Here is a 17,630-nt window from a genome sequence, read left to right as displayed (position 1 = left end):
CAGATTATGTTCCGCTGGTTTGAAGCACGCCTCGATCCGTTCCCGCCGCAGGAGCCGGTGGAGCCGCCGCGCACGCTGGTTGCCTTCTGCCTGCACTACACGCGGGGCGCCTGGCCCTACATCGCCGTGTCGGCGCTGCTGACATCGCTGATTGCGCTGACGGAAGTGTGGATGTTCGGCTTCCTCGGCTCGATCGTCGACTGGCTGTCGGTGCAGAACCGCGAGACGTTCCTTCAGACCGAGGGCTGGCGGCTCGCCGGAATGGCCGCCATCGTGCTGATTGCCCTGCCTGTCACGGTCTTTGCGCACTCGCTGTTCAACCAGCAGACGCTGATGGGCAACTATCCGATGCGCATCCGCTGGCAGGTGCATCGCTACCTGCTCAAGCAGTCGATGAGCTTCTACCAGGACGAGTTCGCCGGACGCATCGCCACCAAGCTGATGCAGACCGCGCTGGCCGTGCGCGAATGCATCATCAAGCTGTTCGACGTGCTGAACTACGTCTCGGTGTATTTTCTCGGCATGCTGGTCATCGTCGGGACGGCCGACTGGCGGCTTGCCGCGCCGCTCGCCGTGTGGCTTGTCAGCTATGTCCTGCTGCTGAGCTACTTCATCCCGCGGCTCGGCAAGGTGGCCGAGCAGCAGGCCGATGCGCGCTCGATGATGACGGGCCGGGTGATCGACAGCTACACCAACATCCAGACCGTGAAGCTGTTCTCGCACAGCCGCCGCGAGGCGAGCTACGCGCGGGACGGGATGACGGGTTTTCTCGACACCGTCTACCGCTCGATGCGCCTGGTCACGCAGCTCTACGGCGTGCTCTACCTGCTCAATTCGCTGCTGCTGTTCTCGGTGACGGCGCTGTCGATCTGGCTGTGGCTTGGCGAGCTGGTCACGATCGGCGCGGTGGCCGTGGTGATCGGACTGGTGCTGCGGCTCTGGGGCATGTCGCAATGGATCATGTGGGAGGTCTCGGCGCTGTTCGAGAACATCGGCACGGTGCAGGACGGCATCAGCTCGATATCGCTGCCGCGCCTGGTCGAGGATCGCCCAGGGGCCAAGGAGATCTCGGTTTCGGCCGGCAAGATCGAGTACCAGTCGATCGGCTTCCACTACGGCAAGGGCAAGGGCGTCATCGAGAACCTGTCGCTCACCGTCAGGCCCGGCGAGAAGGTCGGCATCGTCGGCCGTTCGGGCGCCGGCAAGTCAACGCTGGTCAACCTGCTGCTGCGCTTCTACGACCTCGAGAAGGGCAGCATCCTGATCGACGGACAGGAGATCGCCGGCGTGACGCAGGACAGCCTGCGGGCGCAGATCGGCATGGTGACGCAGGACACGTCGCTGCTGCACCGGTCGGTGCGCGACAACATCCTGTACGGCCGTCCGGACGCGACCGAAGCGATGATGATCGAGGCGGCCCGGCGGGCCGAGGCGCTCGACTTCATCGCCGGGCTGGCAGATGCCAAGGGACGCAAGGGCCTCGACGCGCATGTCGGCGAGCGCGGCGTCAAGCTGTCGGGCGGCCAGCGGCAACGCATCGCGATTGCCCGCGTTATGCTGAAGGACGCGCCGATCCTCATCCTCGACGAGGCGACCTCGGCGCTCGATTCGGAAGTCGAGGCGGCGATCCAGGAAAACCTCTACAGGCTGATGGAAGGCAAGACCGTGATTGCCATCGCGCACCGGCTCTCCACCATCGCCGCCATGGACAGGCTTGTGGTGATGGACCAGGGCGAGATCATCGAGGAAGGCACGCATGACGCGCTCGTGGCCAAGGGTGGGCTCTACGCACAGCTCTGGGCGCGCCAGTCGGGCGGATTCCTGCTGTTCGACGACGCCGCCGAGGCGGGCCTCGTGACGGCCGAGACCGGCCAGGCGGCAGAGTGATGATCAACGAGCCCGGCTTTCGCGAAAACCTCTGGCGGCGCTTCGAAGGCGCCGTCGACGCCTTTCACGATACCGACCGCGAGGTGCTTCCCGCGACAGCCTGGCAGTTCATCCTCTACTTCGCCAGGCAGGCGAAGGGGCCGTTCGCGCTGCTCCTCGTCATGGGCGGACTGGTCGGCACCGTGGATGCCGCGCTCTACTGGTCGATCGGCTGGCTGATCGACCTGCTCGACTCGGCCACGCCGCAGACGCTGTTTGCCGATCACTGGCACGAGCTCGCCGGCCTGCTGGCCCTGCTGCTGGTGATCCGCACCGCCGTCCTGATCGGCTCGGCGCTGGTCGAACAACAGGTTATCGTGCCGGGCTTCTACGCGATGGTGCGCTGGCAGTCGTTCCGGCGCGTTATCGAGCAGCCTTACGACTTCTACCAGAACGATTTCGCCGGACGCATCGCCACCAAGATCATGCAGGGCGGCGAGGCCGTCGGCGACTTCATCGTCAACGTGCTGCAGACGATGTGGGCCTTCGTGACCTTTGTCATCCTTGCGATCACCATCCTGAGCTCGGTCGATCCGTGGATGGGGCTGGTGGTGGCACTCTGGGTGGCAAGCTATGCCGGCATCGTCTGGTACCTGCTGCCGGAGATGCGCCGGGCCGGCCGCGCGACCGCCGACGAACGGTCCGTGTTCAACGGCCGCCTGGTCGATGCCTTCACCAACATAATGTCGGTCAAGCTGTTCGACAGCGGACGGCGCGAGCACGCCTATGTGCGTGACGGGCTGCAGAGCTATTTCCTGGCGGTGGTGCGCCTGACGCGCGCCATCACCACGGTGCGCTCGGCGATCGCCATCATCAACGGCATCATGATGAGCACCATCGCGGCGATCTGCATCGTCAAGTGGACGGGAGGCGGAATCTCGACCGGCGCCATCGCGGCCGCGCTCGGGCTGGTATTCCGCCTCAACCAGATGTCGGGCTGGATGATGTTCAACATCAACGGTCTGGTGCGCAACTACGCCACCGTGCAGGACGCCACCCGCACGATCTCGGTGCGCCCGGCGCTGCGCGATGCCACCGACGCGGAGGTCCTGCCGCCGGCACGGGGCGACATCCGGTTCGAGAATGTTTCGTTCCACTACGGCAAGACCGACGGGATCATCGACAATTTCAACCTTCATATCAGGCCGGGCGAACGCGTGGCGCTGATCGGCCCGTCGGGCGCCGGCAAGACGACGGTGGTCAACCTGCTGCTCAGGCTCTTCGACATCGAGGGCGGACGCATCCTCGTCGACGGGCACGACATCCGCTTGGTGACGCAGGCGTCGCTGCGGCAGCAGTTTGGCGTGGTCAGCCAGGACGCGATGCTGATGCACCGCTCGATCGCCGACAATATCGGCTACGGCCGGGCAGGGGCCTCGCATGCTTCCATCGTCGATGCCGCGAAGCGTGCATCGGCCGACGGATTCATCGCCGACGTCGTCGATCCGCGCGGCCGGCGCGGCTACGAGGCGCATGTCGGCGAGCGCGGCGTCAAGCTGTCGGGCGGCCAGCGCCAGCGCATCGCGATCGCGCGGATGATGCTCAAGGATGCGCCGATCCTGATTCTCGACGAGGCGACCTCCGCGCTCGATTCGGAGGTCGAGGCGGCGATCCAGGACAATCTCTACCGTCTGATGGAGGGCAAGACCGTGATCGCCATCGCCCACCGCCTGTCGACGATCGCAGCGCTCGACCGGCTGATCGTGCTCGACGAGGGCAGGGTCGTGGAGCAGGGGACACACGACGAGCTGCTTGCGAAGGGCGGGCTCTATGCCCAACTGTGGAAGCGCCAGTCGGGGGGCTTTCTGGGCGACCAGGTGGCGGCCGAATAGAGCAAGAACGAGAGGCATCCTTGTCGACACGCATGTCGTCCATGTGGCCGGGCCTGCCGGCCGATGCCGGGCTCGACCTGCTCGGCCACGAGATACTCGCCGAGAAGGCTGCTGCCCTCGGCCGCGCCGGCGCGAAGGTGGAAACGAGCCTTGCGCGACTGCAGGAACATGTCGGGGACGGCGAGGTGCGAGAGGCCCTGCTGAAGGCCGCGGCGGATGCGGTACATGCCTATTTCATCCAGCGCGAACTCTGCGGCTTTCGGCGCCATGATTCGGTGATCCGGGAGCTAGCCATTCCGCGGGCCGTGCTGGTGCGGCTCGGAGCCCGCTAGCCAACCGGACGCAACGGTCCTGGCCGGCCTCGGCTACGGTGCAAACACGCGCCACGGCATCGAGCCAAAGCCCGGAAAACGCGGGGCGGCGAAGTGCCGCCGGTTGCCGTCCTGAGAGCCGCGGCCAACACGTCCACAGGAGCGCCGCGACAATCTGCCCTTCCCCCTGCTGGCGACTGGACAAAAAGGGGCTGCCCGCATAAACCAAACTCGAAATTGCCGGGGGATTGGCCGGCCGTTTGCCATGCGCATGCGGTCTGTCGCAGGGGAGCGGGGAATCCCGCCCACCGGTCAGGATGAGGTGAAAGGAACGTAGTGCCGTGAGCGCAACCGAAACCCACGACCCCAATCGCCGCGACTTTCTCTACATCGCTACCGGAATGGCCGGCGCCGTCGGCGCTGCTGCCTTTGCCTGGCCGTTCATCGACCAGATGCGGCCCGACGCCTCGACGCTGGCGCTGGCGACGATCGAGGTCGACGTCTCGGCGGTCGAGCCCGGCATGTCCCTGACGGTCAAATGGCGCGGCAAGCCGGTGTTCATCCGCAACCGCACGCCGGAAGAGGTCGAAGCCGCCAAGAGCGTGCCGATTTCGGAACTCAAGGATCCGCTCGCGCGCAACGCCAACATCGACGCGTCGGCGCAGGCTACCGACCTCGATCGCTCGGCGGGCGAGGGCAAGGAAAACTGGCTGGTGATGATCGGCGTTTGCACGCATCTCGGTTGCGTGCCGCTTGGCCAGGCCGGCGAGTACAATGGCTGGTTCTGCCCATGCCACGGTTCGGTCTACGACACGGCCGGCCGCATCAGGAAAGGCCCGGCGCCGGAAAACCTGATCGTGCCGACGTTCAAGTTCACGTCCGACACCAAGATTCTGATCGGTTGAGGCAGAAGGGAATTATCCAATGAGCGGTGGACACTCTACCTACAAGCCCGCCTCCGGTCTCGGCCGCTGGGTCGACGCACGCATGCCTCTACCCCGCCTGGTGTACGATTCCTTCGTCGCCTACCCGGTGCCGCGCAACCTGAACTACGCCTACGCATTCGGCGGCATTCTCGCCATCATGCTGGTCTCGCAGATCCTGACCGGCGTCGTGCTTGCGATGCATTACGCCGCCGACACGGGCCTCGCCTTCCAGTCGGTCGAGAAGATCATGCGCGACGTGAATTCGGGCTGGCTCCTGCGCTACCTGCATTCCAACGGCGCCTCGATGTTCTTCATCGCCGTCTATATCCACATCTTCCGCGGGCTCTACTACGGCTCCTACAAGGCGCCGCGCGAGCTTCTCTGGATCCTCGGCTGCATCATCTATCTCCTGATGATGGCGACGGGCTTCATGGGCTACGTGCTTCCCTGGGGCCAGATGTCGTTCTGGGGCGCAACCGTCATCACCAGCTTCTTCACCGCCATTCCGGTGGTGGGCGAGTGGATCCAGCAGCTGCTGCTGGGCGGCTTCGCAGTCGACAACCCGACGCTCAACCGCTTCTTCTCGCTGCATTACCTGCTGCCCTTCATGATCGCCGGCGTGGTGATCCTGCACGTCTGGGCGCTCCACGTGGTTGGGCAGACCAATCCGACCGGCATCGAGGTGAAGTCGAAGACGGACACCGTGGCCTTTACGCCCTATGCGACCATCAAGGACGCGTTCGCGATGGTGCTGTTCCTGCTGTTCTTCGCCTACTTCGTCTTCTACATCCCGAACTATCTCGGCCACCCCGACAACTACATCATCGCCGATCCGCTGAAGACACCGGCCCACATCGTGCCCGAATGGTACTACCTGCCGTTCTACGCGATCCTGCGCGCCATCACCTTCAACATCGGGCCGATCGATTCCAAGCTCGGCGGCGTGCTGGCCATGTTCGGTGCCATCGCGGTGCTGTTCTTCGTGCCGTGGCTCGACACGTCGAAGGTGCGCTCGGCCGTCTACCGGCCCTGGTACAAGCTGTTCTTCTGGCTGTTTGCCGCCAATGCCATCTTCCTGGGCTGGCTCGGGTCACGTCCCGCCGAGGGCGTCTACGTGATCATGTCGCAGCTGGCGACGCTCTACTATTTCGGCTTCTTCGTCGTCATCATGCCGCTCCTCGGCCTGATCGAGCCGACCCGCCGCTTGCCGAATTCGATTACCGAGGCCGTGCTGGCAAAGAACCGTGTCGGCGCGATAAGCCATCCGGAGGGCGCGGTTGCTGCGCCCGAGACCAAAGGCTGATCGGACGAGAATGTTGAGAGGAATATTTCGCATGAACAGGATTCTCAGCGTTCTGGTGGCCGCAGGTCTTGCCGCCGCTGGCGCAGCGGGGGTTGCCCGGGCCGAGGAAGCACACAATGCGGCCGAACCGACGCATTTCCCGATCCACAAGCCGACCGAGGAAAGCTGGAGCTTCGCCGGTCCTTTCGGGACCTACGACAAGGCGCAGCTGCAGCGCGGCCTGAAGGTTTACAAGGAGGTCTGCTCGGCCTGCCATTCGATGGATCTCGTGTCGTTTCGCACGCTCGAGCATCTCGGCTATTCCGAGGCCCAGGTGAAGGCGTTCGCCGCCGAATACACGGTCCAGGACGGGCCCAACAATGACGGCGAGATGTTCGACCGGCCGGGCATTCCATCGGATCACTTCCCCGCGCCGTTTCCCAATGCGATCGCGGCCGCTGCCGCGAACAATGGCGCAGCCCCTCCGGACCTGTCGCTCATGGCGAAGGCGCGCGGCGTCGAGCGCGGCTTTCCGACCTTCATCTTCGATGTCTTCACGCAGTATGCGGAGAACGGTCCGGACTATATTCACGCACTGCTGACCGGCTACGGCGAGGAGCCGCCGGCGGGCATGCAGATACCCGAGGGGACCTACTACAACCCGTATTTCATCGCCGGCAAGTCGCTGGCCATGGCGCCGCCGCTGTCGGACGACCAGATCACCTACGACGACGGCACGCCGCAGACGGTCGACCAGTATTCGCGCGACGTGTCGGCCTTCCTGATGTGGACCGCCGAGCCGCACCTCGAGGACCGCAAGAAGACCGGCTTCAGCGTCATGGTGTTCCTGCTGTTGTTCGGCGGCTTGGTCTATCTAACCAAGCGCAAGGTTTGGAGCGACGTCGCGCACTGACGCGCGGCCGATCGCAAGGGAACAAGGGCGCCGCGTGCGCCCTTTTCTTTTGCCGGGTTCACCGGCATCAATAAAGGGCAATGGGGCGACAGACATGAAATCATCCCTCGAAGAGACGCTGCTGTCTTCGATCCGAAACATCCCGGACTATCCGAAGCCCGGCATCATGTTTCGCGACATCACTACGCTGCTTGGCAATGCCGGGGCTTTCCGGCGATCGATCGACGAACTGGTCCATCCCTATGCGGGTCTCAAGGTCGACAAGATCGCCGGCATCGAGGCACGTGGCTTCATCCTCGGCGGCGCCATGGCGCATCAGCTATCGGCCGGCTTCATTCCAATCCGCAAGAAGGGCAAGCTTCCGCACGAGACGGTGCGCGTTGCCTACAGTCTGGAGTACGGGCTGGACGAGATGGAAATGCACAAGGACGCCGTCAAGGAAGGCGAGAAGGTCATTCTGGTCGACGATTTGATCGCTACTGGGGGGACGGCGCAAGGCGCGGTAAAGCTGCTTCGGCAGATGGGCGCCGACATAGTCGCCGCCTGCTTCGTCATCGATCTGCCGGATCTCGGCGGTCGCAAGAAGCTCGAGGACCTGGGCGTCACCGTGCGCACCCTGGTCGGCTTCGAAGGGCACTGATCAGTCTGCGGGCACGCAGAAGATGTCGAAATGCTCGAACTTCATCATGTCGTCAGCGCCGAGCTCTTCGGCCCTGAGCCTTGTATAGAGTTCGGCCCGGTAGACGCGGTAGCCAAGGTCCTGTGTCAGCAGGCGATGGAAGGCGCGTCGCTCAGCCTCCGTGGAGCGCTTGTAGATCTCGCTGATCAGGTAGGGGCGCGTCTCGCGGATGATGGGCGCGAGTGACTCGATAACCGACTGGTCGTTGCCCTCCGTATCGGTCTTGATCAGGCGAACCCGGGAAATCCATTCGGGCGCCGTTGCCGCCAGTTCGTCTGCGATATTTCGGCCTTCTACATCAAGCTGGTAGAGATGCCCGGCCCGGAAGATGCCCTTGTCGGACAGGTCGCCGCCGTTGCAGAAGCCAGCGTCAGAGTAGTTGAAGACGAGCGGCATCGTCTCGCTGGTCGCAGCATAAGGCAGGATTTCGATCGGCGCCGCCTTCGGGTTCAAGGCTGCGTTCGCCTGGAGCACCGGAAGCACGTAGCGGTTTGGCTCCACGGCGAAGACACGGCCTTCGGCGCCCGCCGCCAGTGCGAAGAGGACGGTGGTGTCGCCGGAATGTGCTCCGACATCGATCACTGCGTCTCCCGGCCGGAGGTAATTGCGAAGCTCGTCGACCTCTGCCTGGTCGAAGTTGGTGGGCGCACATTTCGGATGAAGCCACTGTGCGAACTGCACGCTGCCCTCGCGCTCAAGCTGGAAGGTGGCGACACGGTGGCCGTAGGTCCTCGGCGGCGAGCGAAAACCCAGCGCCTCAAATATCGTGCGTAGCTTCATCCCGCCCTCACCATGACACCGCTGTCGAACTCCAGCACCTTGTCGCCCTTGGGGTTGAAAGCCTCGCCCCGGACGGTCAGCACGAGCCAGCCGGACCGGCTCGCGAGCGCACGGTGATTGAGGACCGTGCGCGTGAAGCGGATCGTCTCGCCGGCATAGACCGGCTTCAGCCATTTCAGGTTCCTGAACCCCGGGGAGGGGCCAAAGACCGGCTCGGGTCCGGGGCCGTCCCACGGAGTGTCGCGGGCCGTCATGCCGGCGTCGACGCTCAGCCTCATCCATACCGCTGCCGTATGCCAACCCGAGGCGCAAAGGCCACCAAGAACGCTCCTGGCGGCCGCCGCCTCGTCGACGTGAAACGGCTGCGGATCGAATTTGCGGGCAAACTCCTTGATTGCTTCCGCCTCGAAGAGGTGGGTGCCGAGCTCGCGGACGATGCCGACGCCAAGATAGCTGTCGAGCGTCATGCTGCCGCTCCGGCCGCACGCTTGCCGAACATGATCGTGTTTTCCATTTCGAGTACGATGACGCCGTCCTGGTTCTTCATCTCGGAATGGATGGTGACCAGCCCGATCGCCGGTCGGGACTTCGATTCCCGCGTTGCGACTACCTTTACCGCCGCGAACAGCTCGTCGCCGGCCAGCACGGGCTTCTTCCACTTCACGTAGTCGATGCCGGGCGAGCCCTCGCAGGTTGAAGCGAGGAGGAGCCCGTCGCACAACAGGCGCATGAACATGGCACAGGTGTGCCAGCCAGAGGCCGACAGCCCGCCCAGAATGCTCGCCGCGCCGGCCTCCTCGTCGAGATGCATCGGCTGCGGGTCGAACTCGCCGGCAAATGCCACGATCTCTTCCGCGACGGCGCGCTTCGAGCCGAGTTCGATCACATCGCCGACGACGAAGTCCTCGAAGGCCCACTTCTTAGCTGGCATGGCGATCCCTGTCCGACATTGAGCGGTTGTGATGGCGGGGCAGAACGGGCAAGGCAAGCCCTCCGGTCAGAGCCAGCCCTTGCGGCGGAAGAACCAGAAGGGCAGAACCGCCGACACCACCATCAAGGTCAGCGCCAGCGGGTAGCCGAGAATCCATCGCAGTTCCGGCATGAGTTCGAAGTTCATGCCGTAGATCGAGGCCACCAAGGTGGGTGGGAGGAAGACCACGGCGGCGACCGAGACGATCTTGATGATGGCGTTCTGCTCGATGTTGATCATGCCGAGCGTCGCGTCGAGCAGGAAGTTGATCTTCTGGGTCTGGAAGGAGGCATGGTCGCTCAACGAAAGTATGTCGCGCGACAGCGTCTTGATGCGCGCGCGCATGTCCTTGGGGTTCTTGTGCTGGATCGCGGCGTTGGCGAGGAAGCCGGAGAGGCGTTGCAGGGTCAGCAGGCTGTCCTGGATCTTCGACACGAGGTCTTCCTTGCGGCCGATGCGGCGCAGGACCAGCTGGAAATCGCGGTCACGCTTGGACGCCTTCTTCTCGGACGGATGGAAGATGTCGTGCGAGATGGCAACGACCTCGGTGCTTGCCCGCTCGAGCACGTCGGCCAGCCGGTCGACGATCGCTTCCAGCAGCCCGATCAGGATGGTGTCGCCGCTGTGGCAGCCGGTATCGACCTTCTCGGCGCGCTGCGGAAAGGTCTGGAAGGCGCGCGGTTCGTGATAGCGCACGGTGATCAGTCTCGTGCCGGCCAGAACGAAGGTCACCGGCGACATCTTGGGGCGATCGCCGTCCGCATGGGCCGGGAGCGTCGCGGTCATGATCTGGGCACCGTTCTCGACATAGAGTCGCGAGGAAATCTCGATCTCTTCCATCTCCTCGAGGGAGGGGATGGAAACGCCGATCCAATCCTCGATGACGGCGTCTTCTTCCTTGGTCGGTGAGAAAAGGTCGACCCAGACGATTCGGTCCTTGTTGGCTTCGAAATCGTCAACGATGCGCAGCCGCTCATTCTCGACGACGAATAGTCTTATCATCGCCGGACCCCCTTGCTCTGCAGCGACACGCCGCCGGTGCGTGTCAAAGTGTCTGAAAACGGCAGTCAGTCAGCTGCCGCGCTTAGCCCCGGCACCGATTTGCGTCAAGGCCGGCGGCCGCCGGCAGGCCCGGCCGCGCAGGCGGGCGATGACGCTAGGTGTTGAACCTGAACAGCAGCACGTCGCCGTCCTGGACGACGTATTCCTTGCCTTCGTCACGCGCCTTGCCGGCTTCCTTGGCCGGAACCTCGCCGCCCAGCGTCACGAAGTCATTGTAGGCGATAGTCTGGGCGCGGATGAAGCCGCGCTCGAAGTCGGTGTGGATGACGCCCGCGGCCTGCGGCGCCTTGGTGCCGCGGCTTACTGTCCAGGCACGCGTCTCCTTGGGGCCGACTGTGAAGTAGGTAATCAGGTGGAGGAGCTCGTAGCCGGCGCGGATGAGCTTGTCGAGGCCGGGTTCTTCCAGGCCGAGATCGGCGAGGAACTCTGCCGCTTCCTCGTCGGGGAGCTGCGCCACCTCGGCTTCGATGGCGGCGGAAATGACGACCGTCTGCGCCCCCTGGCTTGCCGCCATCTTTTCCACGGCCCTGGTGTGCTCGTTGCCGGTCGCCGCGTCGGCTTCCGATACGTTGCAGACATAAAGAACGGGATGCGAGGTCAGCAGGTTGAGGCCGTGCAGGATTTCCAGGTCTTCGGTCGCTATACCGTCGAGCAGCAGGCGGGCCGGCTTGCCGTCCTGCAGCAGCGCCAGGGCCTGTTCCATCATCGGCAGAACGGTGAGCGCCTCCTTGTCCTTGCTGGCAGCGCGCTTGCGGAACTGGGCGACGCGGCGCTCGAGGCTGTCGAGGTCGGCGAGCATAAGCTCGGTCTCGACTGTCTCGGCATCGGCCACCGGATCGATGCGTCCCTCGACATGGGTTATGTCGTCGTCCTCGAAGCAGCGCAGCACGTGGACGATGGCGTCAACCTCGCGGATGTTGGCGAGGAACTGGTTGCCGAGGCCTTCGCCCTTCGACGCGCCACGCACGAGGCCGGCGATGTCGACGAAAGAGATGCGGGTCGGGATGATCTCCTTCGACTTGCCGGCGGCCGCGAGCTTCTTCAGCCGCGGATCGGGTACGGCAACCTCGCCGGTGTTCGGCTCGATGGTGCAGAACGGGTAATTGGCCGCCTGTGCCGCCGCCGTCCTGGTCAGCGCGTTGAAGAGCGTCGATTTGCCGACATTGGGCAGGCCGACGATGCCGCATTTGAAACCCATGATCCTTGAAGTCCTGTCTGGAGATCGGAAGTAGCCGGGCTATGGGCGATCGGGTCGCCCATCGTCAAGGCTTGGCCGGCCGGGAGTGTAAACATTCGCGCCCTGGCGCTGCGCGATCAGTCCTTGCCGAATAGTTTCTTCAGTAGGGAAGCCATCGGTCCGCCCTCCGGTACCTTGATCGCCGGCGCCTGCTGTCTCGCCTGGCGGATGTGGCTCTGCTGCCTGGCCACCGGCCGCGACGCCTCGGCGGGCGCTCCACCCTTTACGGCCAGGACGAGCTTGTTCATGAATTCGGATTCGCTGCCCTTCACGACCATGTCGGCATGCTCGCCGATGCTCTCGATCAACGGCTCGAGCCATATCAGGTCGGCCTTGGCGAAGTCGCCGAGCACGTGGTGGTGAACCTTCTCGGGGCTGCCGGGGTGGCCAATACCGATGCGGACCCGGCGATAGTCGCGGCCGACATGGCTGTCGATCGAGCGGATGCCGTTATGGCCGCCCGAACCGCCGCCGCGCTTGATGCGCACCCTTGCCTCGGGCAGGTCGATCTCGTCGTAGAATACCGTGAGGTCGGCAGGCTCGAGCTTGTAGAAGCGCAGCGCCTGACCGACCGCCTGGCCGGAATTGTTCATGAAGGTCTGCGGCTTGATCAGGACGACTTTCTCGCCACCGATCGTGCCTTCCGAAACGAGGCCCTGGAACTTCTTGGTCCAGGGCGAAAAGGAATGGCGGCGGGCGATTGCGTCCGCCGCCATGAACCCGACATTGTGCCGGTTGTCGGCATGCTTCGCTCCCGGATTGCCGAGACCTGCAAACAGCAGCATCGTGGCGGCCCTCCCGGCGCGAACCGAGGATTACTCCTCGGTCTCACCCTCTGCTTCTTCCTCGCCCTCGGCCTCGGCAGCCTCGGCTGCTTCCTCGGCGGCTTCGTCGGCTTCCGACTTCATCGCGGACGAACCGGCGACGGTTGCGATGGTGAAATCGCGGTCGGAGATAACCGGCTTGATGCCCTCAGGCAGCGTAACCGAAGAAATGTGGATCGAGTCGCCGATTTCGGTACCGTGGAGATCAACGGTGATGAATTCCGGAATGGCGTTGGCCGGGCAGTGGAACTCGACCTCGTGACGGACGATGTTCAGCACGCCGCCACGCTTCAGACCGGGCGACGTCTCCTCGTTGATGAAGTGCACGGGGATGTTGACGTTGACCTCGGTGTTCTTGCCGATACGCAGAAAGTCGACATGCATCGGGAAGTCGCGCACGGGATCCAGCTGGTAGTCCTTGGGCAGGACCTGGATCTTCTTGCCTCCGACGTCGATGGTCGCCACGGTGGTCAGAAAGCCGCCACCATGAATCTTGTAGTAGATTTCCTTGTAGGACAGCGCAATCGCCTGGGGAGGCTGCTTGTCGCCGTAGATTACTGCAGGCACTTTACCGTTGCGGCGAACTTCACGGGCGGACCCCTTACCGACCTGTTCGCGTGCTTCGGCCTTGAGCTCGTAACTTGCGTTGCTCATGGCATTTCCTTTTCGTTTCAACTGGAGCGCTCGCGGACAGCCGGGGCCGACCGAAAACGTCGAAAGCCGCCGGATAGGGCGGCTCTCAGCCGCGTTGCCTCCAAGGGTGTCTACGCGGGTGGCGGTGCTATAGCGGACGAGGCGTTGCTGCGCAAGGCGTTGCTTCCGGGTTCCAGCCCCGGCGCTTTCGGACCGGACAGCTCAATTCGGCGTCGGCCTGAACTTCCTTACAGGTCGATGGCACATTCCGAGCAGCGTGCGTTCGATCAATCTGCAGATACATCGGGCACCACGCCGGGTAGGGATAGCCGCATTTCACCTTGCGGTAAGGCCGTCAGGTGGAACCGCTTCAGCGCGCCGGTGTTAATGCCCCGAACAAGCGCAGAGCGAACAGGCCCTTCGGTGGCGGATTCCTGACCACCCGACCGGCCAGCCATTTGCCAGGCGTGCCCCTACGCAGGTCGTCCGTTCCAGCGGCGGCGCAACGGACGAGGTGAGTTTCCCCGATGCCTTCCATATCACTGACCGTCAACGGCGAGCCCGTCTCGGCCGAAGCCGACGTTCGCACCAGCCTTCTCGACCTGCTGCGCGAGACACTCGGCATGACCGGAACCAAGAAGGGCTGCGACCATGGCCAGTGCGGCGCCTGCACTGTGATCGTCAACGGTACCCGCATCGCCTCTTGCCTGTCGCTCGCCGTCAGTCACGAGGGTGACACGGTGACGACCGTGGAAGGGCTGGCCGAGGGTAACGGCCTCAGTCCCCTGCAGAAAGCCTTCGTGACGCATGACGCCTTCCAGTGCGGCTACTGCACGCCCGGCCAGCTCTGTTCGGCGACGGCGCTGCTCAACGAGATCGCGCGCGGCGAGCCGAGTGTCGTGACTGACGGGCGCGTGAGGCTCAGCGAGGAGGAAATCCGTGAGCGCATGAGCGGCAATCTCTGCCGCTGCGGCGCCTACAACAACATCGTCGACGCCATCCTTTCGGTCGCCGGAGAGCCAGCATGAAGCCTTTCGATTATGTACGCGCCGGAACGGCGCAGGACGCCGTGCGCGCGGGAGCCGAGGGTCGCTTCCTCGGCGGCGGCACCAATCTTGTCGATCTGATGAAGCTCGAAATCGAGAAGCCGGACCGGCTGGTCGATGTGTCCCGCCTGGCGTCAGACGAGATCGAAGACGGTGTCGAGGGCCTGCGGGTCGGTGCGGGTGTGAGCAACTCCGCTCTCGCCGGCCATCCGCTGGTGCGTGAGCGTTACCCGCTGCTGTCGACAGCCCTTCTGTCGGGCGCCACGCAGCAGCTGCGCAACAAGGCTACGGTCGGCGGAAATTTCCTGCAGCGCACACGGTGCCAGTATTTCTACGATGTGTTCCGGGCCTGCAACAAGCGCGTGCCCGGGAGCGGTTGCGACGCGCTCGACGGCCTCAACCGTTTTCATGCCATCTTCGGTGCGAGTGAACGGTGCATCGCGGTCCACCCCTCCGACATGGCGGTGGCGATGGCAGCCGTCGACGCGACCGTCGAAACCCTGAAGCCCGACGGTTCGACCCGCAGCATTCCGGCGCGCTCGCTGCACCGGTTGCCCGGGGACACGCCGCAGATCGACCATGTGCTCGAAACGGGCGAACTCATCACCCATGTCGTGCTGCCGGCATCGCCGCCAAAGCGCCAGCTCTACCGCAAGGTGCGCGACCGCTCGTCCTACGCCTTTGCCGTTGTCTCGATCGCGGTGGCGCTCGATTTGCTGGACGGGCAGATGGCCAATGTGAGCATTGCGCTCGGCGGCGTTGCCCACAAGCCATGGCGGGCCAACCGCGCCGAGAGCGTTCTGGAAGGCGGCAGCCCGAGTGCCGAGCTTTTTTCCAAGGCAGCGGATGCCGAACTCGCCGATGCCGTCGGACAAGGACACAATGACTTCAAGATCGACCTGTCGAAGCGCCTGATCGTGGCCGCGTTGCGCGATCTTTCGGAAGGCAAGCGGGAGATCGCGGCATGAACCAGCAGGACAGCAGGAATTGGATCGGCAAGCCGCTCGACAGGGTGGACGGACCCGCCAAGGTCACCGGACAGGCTACATACGCGGCCGATTACAGAGGCACGCGCGCCGCCAGCATCGGCTTCATCGTTGAAGCCGGTATCGGCAAGGGGCGAATTTCATCGATCGACACGACGGCGGCCGAGGCAAGCGACGGGGTGCTTCTCGTGCTCAGCCACAAGAACGCGCCCGAGCAGGCTCCCTTCGGTTCGCATGAGGATGCCGGTCGTTTCGGCCAGTCGCATGCGGTGCTCGAAAATGACCAGGTCAAGTACCACGGCGCCCCCGTCGCCTTCGTGGTGGCCGAGACGCTGGATCAGGCCCGCCATGCCGCGCATCTGATCGAAGTCGAATACGACATTGAAGCAGGCGTCTTCGACGCCGAAGCGCATGAGGAAGATGCCGTCAGGCCGGACAGTCTCGATGGCGCGGACGAGGCCGACAAGGAAACCGGCAATTTCGAAAAAACCTTCGACAAGGCCCCGGTGACGGTGGAGGCGGAGTACCACACGCCAGCACAACATGTGTCGGCGATGGAGCCCCATGCCACCGTGGCCGAGTGGTCGGAGGGCAAGCTCACCGTCCACATGGCCATCCAGATTCTGTCGGATGCCCGCAAGGGCTTGGCGCATACGCTGAAGATCGAGCCCGGCGACGTCAGGATCGTGTCGCCCTTCATCGGCGGCGGCTTCGGCTCGAAGCTCGGCATCCACAATGAGGCGGTGCTGGCGGCGCTGGCCGCCCGCGAACTCGACCGGCCGGTCCGGGTCGCGCAGACCCGGCGCAATCTGTTCTCAAACGGACCGCACCGGACCGAGCATCGGCAGCGGCTTAAGCTTGGTGCCGATACCGATGGTCGCCTGCTGGCCATCTCGCATGACAGCCTGGCAGCGATGTCGCGCGGCTATCCCTTCGCCGAGGCGGCCGGCGGACTTACGCAGAGCAGCTACGCGGCGCAGGCCATCCGCATGAGGCACCGAATCGTCGAGGCGGATATCCCGAAGGTCGATTCGATGCGGGCGCCGGGGGAGGCCATCGGCACGCTGACCTTCGAGAGCGCGATAGACGAACTGGCCGAGCGCTGCGGTGTTGACCCGGTGCAATTCCGGTTGCTGAACGAGCCCGAAACCGAACCGGGTTCCGGCAAGCCGTTCTCCACGCGCCCCCTGGCACGTTGCCTGAGCGAGGGTGCGGCAAGCTTCGGCTGGCGCAGTGGGCCCGTCCGCCCGGGAGGCAAGCGCGACGGGCGCTGGCTGGTCGGGCACGGGGTTGCGGCCGCCATCAGGCCGAACAACATCGAACCGGCGGGAGCGGAGGCTTCGCTGTCGCGCGATGGGCGCCTGACGCTGAAGCTCGACATGACGGATATCGGTACCGGCACCTACACGATCCTCGGTCAAATCGCGGCCGAGGCGCTCGGCATGCAGGCCGGGATGGTCGAGGTCCGGCTCGGCGACAGCGATTTTGCCGAGACATGCGGCTCCGGCGGCTCGTTCGGAGCCGGCAGCACCGGAACGGCGGTCCACGAAGCCTGCCAGAACATACGTGCCGACATTCTCTCCCGTGCCGCCCGCATTGATGCCGGCTGGTCAGGCGTGAATTCAGGAGAACTCAGGCTCGACGGCGACCGTGTCTCCGTCGGCGATCGCAGCCTGCCGCTCGGCGACATTCTGGACGCGGTCGGCGGTGAGACCTTTCATGCCAAGGCACACATCAAGGCCGGCGACGCGCACGAGACCATGGCGCAATATTCCTACGGCGCACTGTTCGCCGAGGTGGGCGTGGACACCGATACCGCCGAGATCCGGCTCCGCCGGCTGCTCGGCGTCTTCGATGCCGGGCGTATCCTCAACCGCAAGACCGCGCATTCGCAACTCATGGGCGGCATGATCTTCGGCATCGGCGCGGCGCTGCTCGAGGAAAGCCTGATGGACAAGCGCTACGGCGCCTTCATGAACCGCGACCTCGCGGAGTATCACATCGCGGTCAACCGTGATGTGCCGCGGCTGGAGGTACACATGCTCGACGGGTTCGACAGGCATTCCAATCCGCTGGGCAGCAAGGGGATTGGCGAGTTGGGGATTTGCGGTGCAGGACCAGCTATTGCCAACGCCGTCTACGACGCCGCGGGTCACCGGGCGCGGAAATTCCCGATTCACATCGAGGATGTCCTGCCAGCAGTCAGCCGTCTGGTCGGCTGAC

17 protein-coding genes are annotated in these 17,630 nt (G+C 64.4%); 10 read left to right on the top strand and 7 right to left on the bottom strand.

Annotation, left to right across the window (positions count from 1 at the left end; translation table 11 throughout):
* Positions 1 to 6: 6 nt before the first annotated feature.
* The 7 genes from ACT2BZ_RS00595 (at position 7) to ACT2BZ_RS00565 (ending at position 7,830) form a co-directional block, all read left to right on the top strand.
* Positions 7 to 1,887 carry an ABC transporter ATP-binding protein gene (locus ACT2BZ_RS00595; RefSeq protein WP_457938523.1) on the top strand — a complete coding sequence of 627 codons (1,881 nt, stop codon included), beginning with the start codon at positions 7 to 9 and terminating at the stop codon, positions 1,885 to 1,887.
* On the top strand, positions 1,887 to 3,758 hold the full coding sequence (locus tag ACT2BZ_RS00590) for an ABC transporter ATP-binding protein (RefSeq protein WP_457938521.1): 1,872 nt from the start codon (positions 1,887 to 1,889) through the stop codon (positions 3,756 to 3,758). Before ACT2BZ_RS00595 ends, ACT2BZ_RS00590 begins: the two co-directional genes overlap by 1 nt.
* A 32-nt stretch (positions 3,759 to 3,790) precedes the next feature.
* A complete protein-coding gene (locus ACT2BZ_RS00585; RefSeq protein WP_457941431.1) occupies positions 3,791 to 4,090 on the top strand; it encodes a DUF6665 family protein in 300 nt (99 codons plus the stop codon).
* Between the two features lie 380 nt (positions 4,091 to 4,470).
* On the top strand, positions 4,471 to 4,974 hold the full coding sequence (gene petA, locus ACT2BZ_RS00580) for a ubiquinol-cytochrome c reductase iron-sulfur subunit (RefSeq protein ID WP_457941430.1): 504 nt from the start codon (positions 4,471 to 4,473) through the stop codon (positions 4,972 to 4,974).
* A 19-nt stretch (positions 4,975 to 4,993) separates the two neighbouring features.
* Positions 4,994 to 6,298 (top strand): cytochrome b, encoded by a 1,305-nt coding sequence (locus ACT2BZ_RS00575; RefSeq protein ID WP_457938520.1) that lies wholly within the window; start codon positions 4,994 to 4,996, stop codon positions 6,296 to 6,298.
* Positions 6,299 to 6,329: 31 nt separating this feature from the next.
* Positions 6,330 to 7,190 carry a cytochrome c1 gene (locus tag ACT2BZ_RS00570; RefSeq protein ID WP_457938519.1) on the top strand — a complete coding sequence of 287 codons (861 nt, stop codon included), beginning with the start codon at positions 6,330 to 6,332 and terminating at the stop codon, positions 7,188 to 7,190.
* A 94-nt stretch (positions 7,191 to 7,284) separates the two neighbouring features.
* Positions 7,285 to 7,830, top strand: a complete 546-nt coding sequence (locus ACT2BZ_RS00565; RefSeq protein ID WP_457938518.1) for an adenine phosphoribosyltransferase — start codon at positions 7,285 to 7,287, stop codon at positions 7,828 to 7,830.
* Here ACT2BZ_RS00565 and ACT2BZ_RS00560 read toward each other — a convergent pair whose 3' ends face one another.
* The 7 genes from ACT2BZ_RS00560 to ACT2BZ_RS00530 all read right to left on the bottom strand — a co-directional run bounded on the left by ACT2BZ_RS00560 (position 7,831) and on the right by ACT2BZ_RS00530 (position 13,396).
* Positions 7,831 to 8,649, bottom strand: a complete 819-nt coding sequence (locus ACT2BZ_RS00560) for an FkbM family methyltransferase (RefSeq protein WP_457938517.1) — start codon at positions 8,647 to 8,649, stop codon at positions 7,831 to 7,833. It abuts the gene before it with no gap.
* Positions 8,646 to 9,116 carry a MaoC family dehydratase gene (locus ACT2BZ_RS00555; protein WP_457938515.1) on the bottom strand — a complete coding sequence of 157 codons (471 nt, stop codon included), beginning with the start codon at positions 9,114 to 9,116 and terminating at the stop codon, positions 8,646 to 8,648. Before ACT2BZ_RS00555 ends, ACT2BZ_RS00560 begins: the two co-directional genes overlap by 4 nt.
* Positions 9,113 to 9,580 (bottom strand): MaoC family dehydratase, encoded by a 468-nt coding sequence (locus ACT2BZ_RS00550; RefSeq protein WP_457938514.1) that lies wholly within the window; start codon positions 9,578 to 9,580, stop codon positions 9,113 to 9,115. Before ACT2BZ_RS00550 ends, ACT2BZ_RS00555 begins: the two co-directional genes overlap by 4 nt.
* A gap of 66 nt (positions 9,581 to 9,646) precedes the next feature.
* A complete protein-coding gene (locus ACT2BZ_RS00545) occupies positions 9,647 to 10,621 on the bottom strand; it encodes a magnesium transporter CorA family protein (RefSeq protein ID WP_457938512.1) in 975 nt (324 codons plus the stop codon).
* A 154-nt stretch (positions 10,622 to 10,775) separates the two neighbouring features.
* Entirely contained in the window at positions 10,776 to 11,879 is a 1,104-nt protein-coding gene (gene ychF / locus ACT2BZ_RS00540) for a redox-regulated ATPase YchF (RefSeq protein ID WP_457938510.1), read from the bottom strand.
* Between the two features lie 116 nt (positions 11,880 to 11,995).
* A complete protein-coding gene (gene pth / locus ACT2BZ_RS00535) occupies positions 11,996 to 12,703 on the bottom strand; it encodes an aminoacyl-tRNA hydrolase (protein ID WP_457938508.1) in 708 nt (235 codons plus the stop codon).
* A 30-nt stretch (positions 12,704 to 12,733) separates the two neighbouring features.
* Positions 12,734 to 13,396 carry a 50S ribosomal protein L25/general stress protein Ctc gene (locus ACT2BZ_RS00530; protein WP_457938507.1) on the bottom strand — a complete coding sequence of 221 codons (663 nt, stop codon included), beginning with the start codon at positions 13,394 to 13,396 and terminating at the stop codon, positions 12,734 to 12,736.
* A 506-nt stretch (positions 13,397 to 13,902) separates the two neighbouring features.
* Here ACT2BZ_RS00530 and ACT2BZ_RS00525 point away from each other — a divergent pair.
* The 3 genes from ACT2BZ_RS00525 to ACT2BZ_RS00515 are packed head-to-tail and all read left to right on the top strand — an operon-like array spanning position 13,903 to position 17,629.
* On the top strand, positions 13,903 to 14,403 hold the full coding sequence (locus ACT2BZ_RS00525) for a (2Fe-2S)-binding protein (RefSeq protein ID WP_457938506.1): 501 nt from the start codon (positions 13,903 to 13,905) through the stop codon (positions 14,401 to 14,403).
* Positions 14,400 to 15,389 carry an FAD binding domain-containing protein gene (locus ACT2BZ_RS00520; protein ID WP_457938505.1) on the top strand — a complete coding sequence of 330 codons (990 nt, stop codon included), beginning with the start codon at positions 14,400 to 14,402 and terminating at the stop codon, positions 15,387 to 15,389. The genes ACT2BZ_RS00525 and ACT2BZ_RS00520 overlap by 4 nt, the downstream gene beginning before the upstream one ends.
* On the top strand, positions 15,386 to 17,629 hold the full coding sequence (locus ACT2BZ_RS00515; RefSeq protein WP_457938504.1) for a molybdopterin cofactor-binding domain-containing protein: 2,244 nt from the start codon (positions 15,386 to 15,388) through the stop codon (positions 17,627 to 17,629). Before ACT2BZ_RS00520 ends, ACT2BZ_RS00515 begins: the two co-directional genes overlap by 4 nt.
* Position 17,630 lies beyond the last annotated feature (1 nt).

This window comes from Mesorhizobium sp. 10J20-29, from assembly GCF_054130485.1.
The sequence above is the reverse complement of the archived record's forward strand: the minus strand, read 5'-3'. Positions and strand labels throughout refer to the sequence as shown.